Origin of the sequence: Methanoculleus horonobensis (genome assembly GCF_001602375.1) — an archaeon.
Lineage (GTDB): Archaea > Halobacteriota > Methanomicrobia > Methanomicrobiales > Methanoculleaceae > Methanoculleus > Methanoculleus horonobensis.
Genome location: NZ_BCNY01000015.1, coordinates 211,164 through 225,307, shown reverse-complemented (window position 1 = coordinate 225,307; position 14,144 = coordinate 211,164). Strand labels below are relative to the sequence as shown.

The 14,144-nt window shown below is 63.1% G+C and carries 15 protein-coding genes; 6 read left to right on the top strand and 9 right to left on the bottom strand.

Annotated features, from left to right (window positions below; all coding sequences use genetic code 11):
• Positions 1–58: 58 nt before the first annotated feature.
• A complete protein-coding gene (locus tag MCUHO_RS08770) occupies positions 59–751 on the top strand; it encodes a lactate utilization protein (RefSeq protein ID WP_235808225.1) in 693 nt (230 codons plus the stop codon).
• Between the two features lie 167 nt (positions 752–918).
• Positions 919–1,740, top strand: coding sequence for a mechanosensitive ion channel family protein (locus MCUHO_RS08765; protein WP_067076984.1), 822 nt, complete (start codon positions 919–921; stop codon positions 1,738–1,740).
• Positions 1,741–1,771: 31 nt separating this feature from the next.
• On the opposite strand, the gene MCUHO_RS08760 is transcribed toward MCUHO_RS08765, so the two are convergent.
• On the bottom strand, positions 1,772–3,238 hold the full coding sequence (locus tag MCUHO_RS08760; protein WP_067076980.1) for an RNB domain-containing ribonuclease: 1,467 nt from the start codon (positions 3,236–3,238) through the stop codon (positions 1,772–1,774).
• A 106-nt stretch (positions 3,239–3,344) separates the two neighbouring features.
• Between MCUHO_RS08760 and MCUHO_RS08755 the strand changes: the two genes are divergently transcribed.
• Entirely contained in the window at positions 3,345–3,869 is a 525-nt protein-coding gene (locus MCUHO_RS08755; protein ID WP_067076976.1) for a GNAT family N-acetyltransferase, read from the top strand.
• 25 nt (positions 3,870–3,894) lie between these two features.
• On the opposite strand, the gene phoU is transcribed toward MCUHO_RS08755, so the two are convergent.
• The 4 genes from phoU to MCUHO_RS08735 are packed head-to-tail and all read right to left on the bottom strand — an operon-like array spanning position 3,895 to position 8,110.
• The gene (phoU, locus tag MCUHO_RS08750) at positions 3,895–4,545 is read right to left on the bottom strand and encodes a phosphate signaling complex protein PhoU (protein ID WP_067076973.1); all 651 of its coding nucleotides are present in this window, start codon (positions 4,543–4,545) and stop codon (positions 3,895–3,897) included.
• A gap of 5 nt (positions 4,546–4,550) precedes the next feature.
• Positions 4,551–5,312 carry a phosphate ABC transporter ATP-binding protein PstB gene (pstB, locus tag MCUHO_RS08745; protein ID WP_067076968.1) on the bottom strand — a complete coding sequence of 254 codons (762 nt, stop codon included), beginning with the start codon at positions 5,310–5,312 and terminating at the stop codon, positions 4,551–4,553.
• A 6-nt stretch (positions 5,313–5,318) separates the two neighbouring features.
• Positions 5,319–7,217: a phosphate ABC transporter permease PstA gene (gene pstA / locus MCUHO_RS08740; protein WP_067076966.1), complete on the bottom strand. Its 1,899-nt coding sequence runs from the start codon at positions 7,215–7,217 to the stop codon at positions 5,319–5,321.
• 32 nt (positions 7,218–7,249) lie between these two features.
• Entirely contained in the window at positions 7,250–8,110 is an 861-nt protein-coding gene (locus MCUHO_RS08735) for a phosphate ABC transporter substrate-binding protein (RefSeq protein WP_067076963.1), read from the bottom strand.
• On the opposite strand from MCUHO_RS08735, the gene MCUHO_RS12650 reads away from it, so the two are divergent.
• On the top strand, positions 8,085–9,254 hold the full coding sequence (locus tag MCUHO_RS12650) for a PhoU domain-containing protein (protein WP_153020028.1): 1,170 nt from the start codon (positions 8,085–8,087) through the stop codon (positions 9,252–9,254). The genes MCUHO_RS08735 and MCUHO_RS12650 overlap by 26 nt on opposite strands.
• Positions 9,255–9,266: 12 nt before the next feature.
• Here the strand turns inward: MCUHO_RS12650 and MCUHO_RS08725 are convergent, their stop codons facing one another.
• Together MCUHO_RS08725 and MCUHO_RS08720 are read right to left on the bottom strand one after the other, a co-directional pair.
• Entirely contained in the window at positions 9,267–10,106 is an 840-nt protein-coding gene (locus tag MCUHO_RS08725) for a class I SAM-dependent methyltransferase (protein ID WP_067076958.1), read from the bottom strand.
• 58 nt (positions 10,107–10,164) lie between these two features.
• Entirely contained in the window at positions 10,165–11,169 is a 1,005-nt protein-coding gene (locus MCUHO_RS08720; RefSeq protein ID WP_067076956.1) for a YbgA family protein, read from the bottom strand.
• A gap of 34 nt (positions 11,170–11,203) precedes the next feature.
• On the opposite strand from MCUHO_RS08720, the gene MCUHO_RS08715 reads away from it, so the two are divergent.
• Both MCUHO_RS08715 and MCUHO_RS08710 read left to right on the top strand, forming a co-directional pair.
• Positions 11,204–11,608, top strand: coding sequence for a cupin domain-containing protein (locus MCUHO_RS08715; RefSeq protein ID WP_235808223.1), 405 nt, complete (start codon positions 11,204–11,206; stop codon positions 11,606–11,608).
• Between the two features lie 65 nt (positions 11,609–11,673).
• Positions 11,674–12,267, top strand: coding sequence for a flavodoxin family protein (locus tag MCUHO_RS08710; protein ID WP_067076951.1), 594 nt, complete (start codon positions 11,674–11,676; stop codon positions 12,265–12,267).
• Positions 12,268–12,295: 28 nt separating this feature from the next.
• On the opposite strand, the gene MCUHO_RS08705 is transcribed toward MCUHO_RS08710, so the two are convergent.
• Positions 12,296–12,688: a VOC family protein gene (locus MCUHO_RS08705; protein WP_067076948.1), complete on the bottom strand. Its 393-nt coding sequence runs from the start codon at positions 12,686–12,688 to the stop codon at positions 12,296–12,298.
• 88 nt (positions 12,689–12,776) lie between these two features.
• Positions 12,777–14,141, bottom strand: a complete 1,365-nt coding sequence (locus tag MCUHO_RS08700) for a PFL family protein (protein WP_067076945.1) — start codon at positions 14,139–14,141, stop codon at positions 12,777–12,779.
• Positions 14,142–14,144 lie beyond the last annotated feature (3 nt).

Genomic DNA, 14,144 nt, shown 5'->3' with positions numbered 1-14,144 from the left:
CGACCTCCTCATCGAGAGGTATATGTGGGATCGCATCCCCCGACCGCGAGGTGATCGAATGGCGAACGTTATCCAGCAGATGGAGAAGGCCACGGAATACAGTGCGGCCAACCTGATGGCCGATGCCGGAGTCGATGTGGAGCGGTGGAACCGGGCACCGGACGAAGCGACGCTCAGAAAGACGATCGAGGCAATCGAGGTCCGGAACGTCAGAGTGATCCTCGTTGACTCGACGGAGGATGCCCTCCGGGCGCTCGTCGACCTGCTCCCCGAGGGGGCGGAGGTCATGAACGGCTACTCGACGACCCTGGTCGAGATGGGGTTTGACCGGGTGCTCAAAGAGAACCCGAAGGGATGGCGGGACTACCACGCGGTCATCACCGCCGAGAACGACACCGAGAAGCGGCACGCGCTCCGCCGGAAAAGCGTCGCCGCGGACTACTTCCTCTCCGGGGTGCAGGCGATCGCCGCCTCAGGCGAGATCGTCGGGTGCGACAAGACCGGGAGCCGGATGGGGGCATGGCCTCACGCGGCGGCGCATCTCGTCCTCGTCTCCGGGACGAACAAGATCGTGCCGACCGTCGACGAGGGGCTCCGGCGGTGCCGGGAGTACTGCCTCCCCCTCGAGAACCAGCGTGCACAGCATACCTACGGCGTCGGGAGTTACATCGGCAAGCACGTGATCCTCGACCGCGAAGACGTCGAGGGGAGGATCACGCTCGTCCTGATCCGCCAGCCGCTTGGATACTGAACCCTGTTGACCCGCATAGCGGCACCGGGCCTGCCTGGTAAAGGATAATGCGGCAGGCCCATGCCCGGCATCCTCTCCCCGGGACCCGGCCACCTCCGCGAGTTCCGCCCCTCCTCTCCTCTATCCGGAGGGTTCAGTATATCTGAACTCCCGTGCTACCTTGATGTATGGAGATCGCAGAAATCCTCAACGTCACTGTTCCGCTCTCCGACATCACACTCGAAAGCGTTGTTCTCGCCGTGCTTGTCGCGATCATCGGGTGGATCATGGTGAAGGTGCTCACAGCCGTCTTTACAAAGATGCTCTCCCGGGCCTCGAAACTGCCCGGCCTGGTCGTCGAGTTCCTGGTTCGGTTCTTCTCGGTTCTGCTCTACGTGATCCTCGCCCTCATCGTCCTCGCGACGCTCGGGTTCGACGTCTCCTCCATGGTGCTCGGGCTCTCGGCGGTGATCGGGCTCATCCTCGGTTTCGGCCTCCAGGACACCGTCACCAACCTCGCAGCCGGGGTCTGGCTGGCGGCGTTCCGCCCCATCGACAAGGATGAGTTCGTCGAGGTCAACGGCATATCCGGGACGGTCACCTCGGTCGGCATCATGGCGACCGAGCTGCTGAAGCCCGACAACACCTACATCACCATCCCGAACTCCCTCGTCTGGGGGAGCCCGGTGATCAACTCCACCCGGATGGAGACCCGCCGTACCGACGTCAAGGTCGGGGTCGCCTACGACAGCGACTTTGGTACGGCGATCCGGGTCGCCACCGACCTGATGGCGGCCCACGAAGGGGTGCTCCCGTCCCCGGAACCCGTGGTCGTCGTCACCGAACTCGCCGACTCTTCGGTGAACCTCGCTCTCCGGGCGTGGACAAAGACGGCGGACTTCTGGGGCGTCCAGTGGGACCTGAACCGCGACGTCGTCAGGGCGTTCAAGGATGCCGGCATCGAGATTCCCTTCCCGCAGGTGGACGTCCACCTGAACCGGGTTCAATAAATCTCTTCTTTTTTGCACCGATCCCTGTTCCTCACCGGGTGCGCCCGAAGTCGATGAAGCCTTTGTAGGGGTCGGCCGCCATCAGGCGGACGCGCACCCTCTGACCGACCCTGAGCCCCTGCTCGCCCAGCACGACCCTTCCTTCCACGGCCGGGTCGATCAGCCGGACATACGTTCCCTTCTCAGAGGCGCCGGTGACGAACGCTTCAAACGTCTCGCCGATCCGGTCATGGAGGAGGACGGCGGCCGCGGCCTTCCGGACGTAGCGCTCGACCTTCTGCGATGCCTTCTCCCGGCCGGTGAGCCGTGCGGCGAGGTCGTCGAGGTCCGCCGGCGTGTAGGGCGGGTCGTGCTCGCCGACGACGGACTTCACCAGCCGCTGGATGACGAGGTCGACGTAGCGCCGGTTCGGGGCGGTGCCGTGGGTGTAGTCGGTGACGGCGAGGGCGAAGTGGCCGATCGGCTCGTCGCCCGGCTGGAACGCCACGTACTCACCCGCCCCCATCAGTTTCACCACCGTGAGCGAGAGGTCGGGGAAGCGGTCGGGGTCGGCCGCTTTCTGCCGGATGAGGAACCGGGTGAGCGCTTCGGCGTCCGGCCGGTCGGGCAGACTCTCGCCGCGCTCCGCGGCCTCGGCGACGATCCCTTCCCAGTTCTTCGGGATGCGGACGATCCGGTGGATCATGGGGAGACCGGCGGCGGCGAGGAACGCCGTCAGGGTTCCGTTCGCCGCGACCATGAACTCTTCAATGAGGCACCGGGCGCGGTTCTGCTCCTGGACGACGAGGCCCAGGACCCGGTTCTCCTCGACGAGCGGTTCGGCCTCGATCGTCTCGAGGGCGAGCGCTCCCTGTTCCGTCCGGCGCATCTTCATCCGCACGGCAGCCCTGTCCTGGAGGAGAACCTGCTCCGCGAGCCCCGGCGTCTCCGCGACCGTCCTGGGTGCGGGGCCGGTTCCCTCCAGCCAGGCGGCGACCTCCTCGTAGACGAGTTTTGCCCGGTTCGCGACGATCGCCCGGTAGACGTCGCCGGGCACCACGCTCCCGTCCGAATGAACGGTGTATTCGATGACGACCGCCATCCGGTCGCGGCCGGGCAGGAGCGAGGTGATGCCCGCCGAGAGGCGGTCGGGGAGCATCGGGAAGGTCACGACACCGGTGTAGACCGAGGTTCCGTTGTGAGCGGCGTGCCGGTCGGTCTCCGAGTCTTTCGGGACGTAGACGTCGACGTCGGCGATGGCGACCCTGACCCGGATCTCGTCGTCCGCTCCTTCTTCGCAGACCTCGATCTGGTCGAGATCCTGCGAGTCGTGGTTGTCGATCGATGACCAGAGGAGCGAGCGGAGGTCGCGGGGGTCATCGAGGGTCTCCGGGAAGACCTTTGCGTCCAGCCCCTCGACCTCGCGAAGGACGGACGGCGGGAAGGCCGGGACAAAACCGTACTGCTGCATCGCCGTCCACGCGATGCCCTTGAGGTTGACGGGCTGCTGATTCTGCATCTCTGAGAGATCGGTCTCGGGATATAAAAGGGATCGGAAACGTCCGGTGCTCTCGCAAGGGCGCGGCCTATCGTTTAATACCACCGGGACGAACCTCTATCCGAACATGCGGATCGTCACACCCGGTTCCGTGCTCCGCACCTGGACGCCCGACGACGCCGGATCCCTGGTGCGGCACGCGAACAATCCCCGGATCGCGGCAGTGATGCGCGACGGGTTTCCGTCCCCCTATACGCCGGCGGACGCCTGCCGGTTCATCGAGACGGCCATGGATACAACGTCGCACCTCTACCTTGCGATCGACGTTCGCGGTGAGGCCGTGGGCGGCATCGGGATTCAGCCGCTGGCCGACATCAAACGCAGAACGGCCGAGATCGGCTACTGGCTCTCGGAGTCGTTCTGGGGCCGGGGCATCGTCACCGGCGCGGTACGTTCGCTCGTCCCGGTTGCCTTCGAGAGGTTCGAGATCGTGCGGCTCGAGGCGGGCGTCTTCTCAACCAACCCCGCCTCGATGCGTGTCCTTGAGAAGTGCGGCTTTACCCGTGAGGCGGTTCACCGGATGGCTGTCACGAAGAACGGCGCCACTCTCGACGAGGTGGTCTACGTCCGCTTCGCCGGCGATGCCGGGTAATGAAGGGAGCGTCCTCGCCCCCGTATCACCGGATCTCGATCCGCTCACCCGTCACCATGTAATGCACCTTCTCCGCGATCTTGCACGCGTGATCCCCGCAGCGTTCGAGATACCGGGCGATCATGACGTAATTTGTGCACCTGGTGATGTTCTTTGGGTCCTCCATCATGTAGGTGAGGCACTCGCGAAATATGGAGTACCTGAGGGCATCGACGACCTCCTCCCGCTTCACGATGGTGTCTATCACGGAGAGATCCTCGTGCTCGAAGGCGACCAGCGCATCCGCAATCATCTCCTCGACGAGATTTCCCATGTGAGGGATGCTGACGAGGTTCCCTACGTGCGGGGCGTCGGCGAGATCGGGCACGACGATGGCGATGTCTTTTCCGTAGCGCCCGATGCGGTAGAGGTTCGTGATCACCTTCATCGAGGCTGCGATCGTGCGCAGATCTTTTGCCATCGGCTGGTAGAGGGCGATGAGCCTCAGGCATTTCTGCTCGATCGCGTGATCGTAGTCCGCGAGTTCCGCCTTGTCCCGGTCGATCGACCCGACGAGCGTCACGTCCTGTGTCTTCAATGCTTCCATCGACCGGTGCAGCATGCCCTGCGCGAGGTTGCCCATCGCGAGGAGATCCCCTTTCAGGGGTGCAAGTTCCGCATGAAATTTTTCTACCATTGTATCTACCCGAACCGCCCGGTGATGTAGTTCTCCGTCAGTTCTTCCGCGGGTTCCTCGAAGATCCGCGGGGTTTCGTCGAACTCGATCAGTTTCCCCAGGTACATGAACCCGGTATAGTCGCTTGCCCGTGCCGCCTGCTGCATGTTGTGCGTGACGATGACGACGGTGTGCTCCCGGGCGATCTGGATGATGAGATCCTCGATCTTTGCCGTTGCGATGGGGTCGAGGGCGGAGCAGGGTTCGTCCATCAGGATCACCTCGGGTTCGACCGCGAGGCACCGTGCAATGCAGAGCCTCTGCTGCTGCCCGCCCGAGAGGGCGAGCGCGGGTTCGTGAAGCCGGTCGTTCACCTCGTCCCAGAGTGCAGCGCCTTTCAGGCTCTCCTCGACGATACGGTCGAGCACTTTCCTGTCGTTCACCCCGTGAATACGGGGGCCGTAAGCGACGTTCTCGTAGATGCTCTTTTGGAACGGGTTCGGCTTCTGAAAGACCATGCCGATCTTCTCGCGGATCGCGTATACGTCCGCACGCGGGTCGTGGATATCGTTCCCGTTGAAGAGGATCCCTCCGGCGATCCTTGACGAGTCGATGAGGTCGTTCATCCGGTTGAAGCACCGGAGCAGGGTCGATTTCCCGCATCCCGATGGCCCGATCAGCGCCGTGACCCTGTTCTTCGGAACCTGGAACGAGATATCGATGAGGGCATGCTTCTGCCCGTACCAGAGGTTGAGATCTGTTGTCTCAAGGATTGTGGATTCATTCATTCATCATCACACCTTTGCCGGACTGTAACGGCACCGAAGAAGGATCGCGGCGAGATAGATCGCGAGAACCAGCAGCAGGAGCACGAACGCGGTCCCGTAACTCTGTGTGGCCGCCCCCGGGATACTTGTCGTGAGGACGAAGAGGTGGTACGGGAGCGCCATCACCGGCTCCGTGAGTGACGACGGCAGGAACCTGCTGCTGAAGATCGCTGCAGTGAACATGATGGGGGCCGTCTCGCCTGCAGCACGCCCGATGGAGAGGATCGCGCCGGTGAGGATCCCGGGGAGCGCCGGGGGAAGAACCACCCGCGAGATCGTCTGCCATTTCGTCGCCCCGAGGGCGTAACTCCCTTCCCGGAGGGAGCCCGGGATTGACCGGAGCGACTCTTCGGTCGTCCGTATGATCGTGGGAAGAATCATCAGGCCAAGGGTGATCTGCCCGGCGATCAGCGATATCCCGAAGTTCAGGAAGATGACCAGGAAGGCGAAACCGAACAGCCCGAAGACGATGGACGGCGTCCCGTTCAGCAGGTCCACCGCGGCACGGATGCTCCGCGTCAGCGGGGTCTCGGCCGTGTACTCGATGAGGTAGACGGCCGTCGCAATCCCGAGCGGAAGGGCGATGGCGAGCCCTCCTCCCACGAGGTAGAACGTCCCGACGATCGCGGGGAAGATCCCTCCTGCTCTCCCGAGGTCTCTTGGTGACCCGGTCAGGAACTCCCAGGATATTGCCCCGGCCCCGTTGACGACGATCCCGAAGAGGATCATCCCGAGGGCCGCGAGCACGATCACGACCGAGAGGGATATCAGGAAGAACGCGCATCGCTGCGACGTTCTCGGGGAGACAACCCCTCCGAACGGCGCCGATACGGCGTGGGCAATCCGTGAGGCCGCTGCTACGAGCGCCCGGTGCGCCGTGGGCCGTGCCGTCCCCTGCGGCCCCTGTATCCGGCTGATGACGATCCTTGACGCGCTGTTGATCGCGAGCGTGATGAAGAGCAGGACCACCGCAACGCCGAAGAGCGCGTGGTAATGCGTGCTTCCGAATGCGACTTCGCCCATCTCGATGCCCAGCGTCCCGGTCAGCGTCCGCACGGGAGAGAAGACGTCGGTTATCGGGTCCGGGATGACGGCGGCGTTCCCCGTGACCATGAGCACCGCCATCGTCTCGCCGATGGCCCGCCCCATCCCCAGGATGATCGCCGCGCTGATGCCGGGGAGAGCACCAGGGACGACGACGTTTCTGACCGTCTGCCACCGGGTCGCTCCAAGCGCGAGGCTGCCTTCCCTGAACTCCCGGGGAACCGAACTGATGGCGTCCTCGGCGACGCTCGTGATCGTCGGTATGGCCATGACCGCGAGGAGGATCGAGCCTGCAAGCCAGCTCGACCCCGACGGTTGATCGAAGGCGATGCGTATCCAGTCGGTCAGGAGGATCAGGCCGAAGAACCCGTAGACGACGGAGGGTATGCCGGCCAGCAGTTCGATAGCGGGTTTTATAGCCGCTTTCGTTCTGGCGGCGGCGATCTCCGCGACGAAGACGGCGCTCCCGATGCTGAGCGGGACGGCGATGGCCATCGCGAGCGCCGTCACCAGGAGCGTGCCGACGATGAGCGGAAGTACGCCGTAGGCCGGATTCTGCCCGGCCGGATTCCAGTTCTGGCCGGCGAGGAAGTTCCACGCGCCGGTCTCGAGAACGATCTGGTAGCCGTCGCGGAGCAGGAAGACAATGATGAAGATGACTGCAGCGATCGCGACCAGCGCGGCAAAAAAAAGGAGTTTGCCGGCGATCAGGTCGGTGAGGTGCCTATTTGCCCCGGCAGAAGCACGATCTGCCCCGACTTCGGGCCGTTGGAGCCGCCCGAAACCCGGGAACGGAACCGGTGCCGCTTGCTCTTTCTTCATGGCTGCTCCGTGCGGTCAATAGCGGGGCGGGGTCACCCCTGCACCGGGATGTAGTCGAGGCTCGCCACGATCTCCTGCCCCTCAGCGCTCATGATGAACTCGAGGTACTGCCGTGCAAGGCCGCCCGGCTCCCCGTCCGTCAGCATGAAGAGCGGGCGGTTGATGGGGTACGTCCCGTCCGTGATGTTCTGAAGCGTGGGCTCGACGGCGGTTCCGTCGACGTCCAGCGCGAGCGCCTTCACCCCCTCGGTGTAACCGAGGCCGACGTAGCCGATCGCGCCGGGCGTCCGCGACACCTTCTGCTGGATCCCGCCGTTCGAGTTGAACTCCTCCTGGGTTCTGATGAAGTCTTCCTTATCCATGATGAACTCGGAGAAGAACTCCCGCGTCCCCGATGCGCTGTCTCTCCCGACGACGACGATCGGCTGATCGGGCCCACCCACCTGGTTCCAGTTCGTGTAGGTGCCGTTGTAGATGCCCCGCGCCTGTCCGGGCGTAAGGCGGTCGACGCTGTTTTCCGGGTTGACGACGAGAAGGATGGCGTCGCTGGCGATCTCGTGCCTGACGATGCCGGGGTAGCCTGCGGTCTCTGCGGGTTTGAGATCCCGCGATGCCATGCCGATATCTGCAGTGCCCTCACCGACGGCTTTGATCCCGACGCTCGAGCCTCCTCCGCTCACCATGATCGCGGCGGAGGCGTCGTTCGCCTCGAAGGCTTCCTTCGCTCTCTCGGCGATGGGCAGCACCGTCGTCGAGCCCGTTACCGTGATCTGCTGCGACGGGGACGTTACGGAATCACCCTCACTGCCGAGACATCCTGCTATCATCAGAAGAGCCACGAGAGTGCCGGCGACGGCAACCGCGGCCATGTTTGACAGACTCTTTCCTGCCATGGTAGGTTGTAGGAGAGGAGTGGGTATATGGATTTTCGACATTGAATATTTTCGAGGACAGGGAGACAATACAAGTATATACCTTATGGGGCAGGTCAATATATTTATCCCGCAGAATGATAATACGTATCGTATGGAGTTTCGGAAGGTTCAGAGGGCAGGGGGGTCTTCGTACGTCATCTCGCTTCCTAAAGAGTGGGTTCAATCGATGAATATCAAGAAGAACGAACCCCTCGCGATCAAGATCCAGGCCGATGGAAGCCTGCTCATCCTCCCCCGCCCCTCGGAAGAGAAGGAGCCGCGGACGAAGGAGTTTGATGCCGATACGATAGAAAACCCCACGTTCCTGTTCCGGTGTCTCGTGGGCTCGTATATCGCCGGCTACACGACCGTCCGGATATCCTCCTCCACGAAGTTGTCGCCTGCAACCCGCAAGGCCGTCCGGGACTTCAGTTCGATGACCATCGGCCAGCAGATCGTCGAGGAGACCGATTCCTCCATCCTCGTCAAAGATATCCTGAACCCCTCGGAGATGCCGTTTGAAAACAGCGTGAAACGGATGTTCGTGATCATCGGGACGATGTTTACCGATGTGATGATCGCTCTCGAGACGAAGGATAGGGTTCTCGCAGAAGATGTCATCAACCGGGATGTCGAGGTGGATAAACTCCAGTGGCTGATCTCGCGCCAGTATCATCTCATGTTCAGAGATACAACTCTCCCGGAGAAACTCCATGTTTCCGTCGAAGAGGCTTCGAACTACTATGTCGTGAGCAGAAGCCTTGAGCGGATCGGCGATCACGGCGTCCGGATCGCTTCACATATCCCCATACTCATAGAGCATGACGTTATTCCGGAGGTCGTCGCCGATATGAAGGTAGCCACGAAAGACGCCATGGAGATTCTACATTCAAGCATGCGGGCTCTTTTTTCGTCAGATATTGGTGATGCCAATCGTACCATCGATATGGTTGCCGGCCTCGCAGGGATGACCGATGAGATCAGTGCCCTCGCGCACCGGGAAGAAGGCGAACTCGCCCAGTCGATCGGTTATATCGCCGAGAGCATCCGGCGGGCGGGCGAATACTCGAGCGATATCGCCGAAGCAATCATCAACCAGCTCATCCGTGAGAACGACGGGTGAGCAGGGCCGGCGTCACCGCCCCTCTTTCTCCCACCAGACCGCCGCGGTCGGCCGCACCGTCGTCTCGACGTACCTCCCGGACTCGTCTTTCCGGAGCGCCCGGTCGAAATACTCCCTGACGGGCGAGAGATCCTCCATCCCGGGGTTGTGCATCGCCGTCCAGGTCCGGACGGCCTCTTCGACCGAGTCGTAGACCGCGTCCCATGTGGCGCGGTAGATCCTGACGTTCGGGTAGATCCCGGCGTCGTGGAGAATGTTGACGAGGTAGATGTAGTCCGGGTAGCCCTTCTGGACGGTCGCCGCCTCCCCAAAGACCGCCCGATAGAGCGCCATCTCGTCGGGGTTCCGCCACTCGCCCGCGTGCCAGAAGAGGTAGACCGACCGGCGGGCCGCGGCGTCGAGTTTTTCGAGGGCGGCGGCGAGGTCGTAGAACCCGAGCGAGAACGCCGCGACGACGACGTCATGGGGCTCGACATCCCTGCCGATCACCGTATCCTCCCATCGCATCGTAACCGTGGAGTAGTTCGTGAGCTCCTCCGCCGCCATCCGCTCCCGGAGGACGGAAAGCATGCCCTCCGAGGGGTCGAGGGCGGTGACGTGGGCGGCGGTCCGGGCGATCGGCACGGCCAGTCTCCCCGTCCCGGCGCCCATATCGAGCACGGTCTCGCCGGGCGCGACGTCCAGGATCGCGAGTTCGTGCTCGGTCGCCTTCTTCTCGTCCTGGGTGATCCGCCGGTAGGCGGCGGCGCGTTTGTCCCAGTGGGCGGCTGGATCGCGGTCTTTTTCGGCACGCTCGGGTGAACCCGCATGAAGCGCCTTCCAGAGTTCGTTCCAGTCGATGATCCGGTGCATGGTTCTTCCTCTCCCCCGGAATGTTATAAGCACTCGCTCGCCGGCAGCGGGGATGCGATTACGGTGGCGGCCCTTCTCCGGCTTCCCAGAGATCGCGTCCGCGATCGGTAACATCTCCCGGCAGATCTATGAGTTCGGCGGGGTATGGGGCGAAGAACGACTGGTTCATCAGGTACGGCTCCCCGAACCGGATCACCCACGACCGGAGCAGGCCGCGGGGTTCGGCCAGCGTCGCGTGGCCGTCTCTGTAGCGGTCGATCAGCCTGATGCAATGCGCTCTCTCCTCGTCTGAGATGCGGTCGCTGAAGTATCCCAGGGTATGCAGGAGAACGTTGACGTTGCCGGTATACCTGGGGGCTCGTGCGAGCGCAATAGAGAGCATCCGGCGGTACTGTCCATACAACGCTCCCGGCTCGACCGTTGCCCGGGCTGCGACAAGACGCCCCATCTCCCGCAGCATCTTCTGGCTCGAGGCGAGCAGGAGGAGTTTGTTGTTTGCATGGAACTGCACGAGGGCATGGGGATCCCGGGTTCCCTCGATGCCCCGGAACGCCGCCAGGGTAAAGACCGCGGAGAGGAAGTGGTCGCGGATCCGCTGATTGTTCAGGCGGAGTTCGTCTTCTACGGGGAGTTCCGGGTATCGCTTCAGCACCTCACGGGCGAAGAAGCCTGCGGACTTTGCTATCGCCGCGGACTTCTCCACCGAGGGGTACACCCGCACGTTCCGGGTTCCGGATGTGGGCGAACCCCCTTTGAGGATAAACCCGTCGATTGGGGGGAGTGTATCGAGAAACCCGGCTGCAAAAGCGGACATCTCGTCGGTGACGTCCCGCCCGGTGGCCGGCTGCACGAGGCGATCGGAACCCCCTGTCCGGACGATCCTGACGGTCGCCCGCGGGATCCCGAGCCCGATCTCGACCTCCGGGCAGACCGGGATGCAGTCGGCATACTCCCTCAGGCGTGCCACCGTGGGGGAGGGTATCTTCGAGCCGTCGTAGCGGCACGGGTCGAACTCGATGCAGCGGCTGACGACGAGGCGGGGGCGGGGGTATTCCCGGGTCATGGGGCTCATGATACGGCGGGATGGATATCAACCCTTGGATCCCGGTGGGGGGAGGGCGCACACCACCTTCATAGCCCTGCGGCGCGACTCTTCTCTCATGAAGCCGGCAGTCATCAGACAGGAGGAGGCGGTCGAGCTCGAGAAGCACGGTGTCCGGATGCGGGTCTATACGACCGAGGGCGCCCCGGCCGGGATCGTCTACCAGGAGACGGAGACGGGCCACGCGGAGGAGTTCCTTCACGAGAAGAGCGCGTTCATCTACTATATCGTCGAGGGGGAGGGGGTCGGCGGCGTCGAGCACGGCGTCCGGGCGGGGGACGTCGTCGTCGTGCCGCCGAATAACAGCATCTATTTCAGGGGGCATCTGCGTCAGGTGCTCGTGACCGTCCCGCCTTGGGAGGAGTCCGGCGAGCGGCATATCCGGGATGTCGGGGTGTGAGCGGAGGCGGTGCTCCCCGCCGCACCCCCGGAACCCTTATCCTGCGTTCCGCGAGAACTCAAATCATGAAGGTGCTTGGCATCAGCGGGAGCCCGAGAGCAAGGGGGAACACCGCCCGCCTCCTCGCGGAGGTTCTCCGCGGGGTCTCCGATGCGGGGGGGGAGGCGAGCGGCGTCAGTCTCTCCGAATATACCATCGAAGGCTGCGTCGGCTGCGAGCGGTGCAGGCGCGACCTGATCTGCACCCGCTTCAACGACGGCATGACACTGCTGTATCCCCGTATCGTGGAAGCGGATGCACTCGTTCTCGGTTCGCCCGTCTACCACTACAACGTCACCAGCCAGATGAAGGCCTTCATCGACCGGCTCTATGCCTTCTACGACTTCACCGATGAGCGTCCCCGGGGTTACTCCAGCCGTCTCGCGGGCAGACCACGCAAGGCCGTGGTCTTTGCGGTGGGCGAGCAGGCGGACCCCGCCGACCTCGGCGTCGCACTCGAAGCACTCTCCCTGCCGCTCCGGCCGCTCGGCTACGAGGTGGTTGCCGAACTCCCGGTCTTGAGCTGCTTCGAGCCGGGGATCGTCGGGCAGCGAAAGGAGGTGCTCGAGCAGGCGTACCGGTGCGGTCGGGACCTGGCGGCGGCGCTCTCCGGGGGCTGAAGGCGGCAACCGGCTTTTTTTGGCAGGTTTATTCAGCGAGTTGCTCGACGATATCCACGAATACGCCGGCCGGGTCTTTGAGGATGAAGTGTTTCTGGCCCCACTCCTCCTCGGTGTACGGGAGTACGATCGCTAAACCCTCGATCTTCTGTGCCTTCCCGTACTCCTCCTTTGCATTCTCCACATCGTAGGTGACGATGACGCCCTTCCCGTTATACGCGTCGTGGAGAAACCCGGGCTGGTTCGAGAGATCCGGTCTCATGAACCCGAGCTCGATGCCGTTTGCATGTTTCAGCTGGATGTACCAGTCGGATCCGAAGACGACGTCAAAGCCGAAGTGTCCGACGTAAAAGTCCCTGCACTCCTCGATCTTCGGCGTGATGATGACAGGATACTGTAAGGTTACGTCTATCGTCTGCATATCGTATCTCCTCCTGTCGGCACGACCCCCTCGAAGAAAAGGTTTGCTGTGGATCGCTGGAATAAAAAAGTGATGAACCCCGGGCGGCTCAGTTCTTGAAACTGTGAATCGGTGCGGGGATCCGTCCGCCGCGGTTGATGAAGTCGGCGCAGCCGAACCGGTTCACCTGCTGCACCGGCGCGTGGCCTAACAGCCCGCCGAACTCCACGTTGTCGCCGACGTCCTTCCCTATCACCGGGATCAGCCGGACGGCGGTCGTCTTGTTGTTGATCATCCCGATCGCGGCCTCGTCCGCGATGATGCCCGATATCGTCGAGGCGGGTGTGTCGCCCGGGATCGCGATCATATCGAGGCCGACCGAGCAGACGCAGGTCATCGCCTCGAGTTTCTCGATCGTGAGGGCGCCGCGGTTCACCGCGTCGATCATCCCCTGATCCTCGCTGACCGGGATGAACGCGCCCGAGAGCCCGCCGACAAACGAGCTCGCCATGATCCCTCCCTTCTTCACCTGGTCGTTTAGAAGGGCAAGCGCGGCCGTCGTCCCCGGTGCACCGGCCGACTCGAGCCCCATCTCCTCGAGGATCCCGGCGACGCTGTCGCCGACGGAGGGCGTTGGGGCAAGAGAGAGGTCCACGATCCCGAACGGGATCCCGAGCCTCTCGGAGGCCTCCTGCGCGACGAGCTGCCCTGCACGGGTGACCTTGAAGGCCGTCCGCTTGACCGTCTCGCAGAGGACCTCGAAGTTTGCTCCCCGGACGCCCTCGAGCGCGTGCTTGATGACCCCCGGGCCGCTCACGCCAACGTTGATGACCGCGTCAGCCTCGGAGACGCCGTGAAACGCCCCGGCCATGAACGGGTTGTCGTCGGGAGCGTTGCAGAAGACGACGAGTTTCGTGCACCCGATGGAGTTCTTCTCCTTCGTCGCCTCGGCCGTCTCCCGCACGATCTCCCCCATCAGTTTGACGGCGTCCATGTTGATCCCGGTCTTTGTAGAGCCGATGTTCACCGAGCTGCAGACTCTTTCGGTCGAGGCGAGAGCTCCCGGGATCGAGCGGATGAGGGTTTTTTCGGTCGGGGTCATCCCCTTCGAGACGATCGCCGAGTATCCTCCGATGAAGTTGACCCCCGTGTCCCGTGCGGCCCGATCAAGCGTCTCTGCGACCGTCACGAACTCCTCGGGGGATCTACAGGCCCGCCCGGTGACGAGCGCGATGGGGGTCACGGATATTCTCTTGTTCACGATCGGGATCCCGTACTCGAGCTCGATCTCCCTCCCGGTCGAGACCAGGTCTTTTGCGAGCCCCGTGATCTTTTCGTAGATGTTCCTGTTCAGGGTATCGAGATCGGAGTCGCAGCAGTCGAAGAGGCTGATGCCGAGCGTGATGGTCCGGACATCGAGCTTCTCTTGCTCGATCATCTTGTTGGTCTCGTTCACCTCGAGAATATTGATCATGGA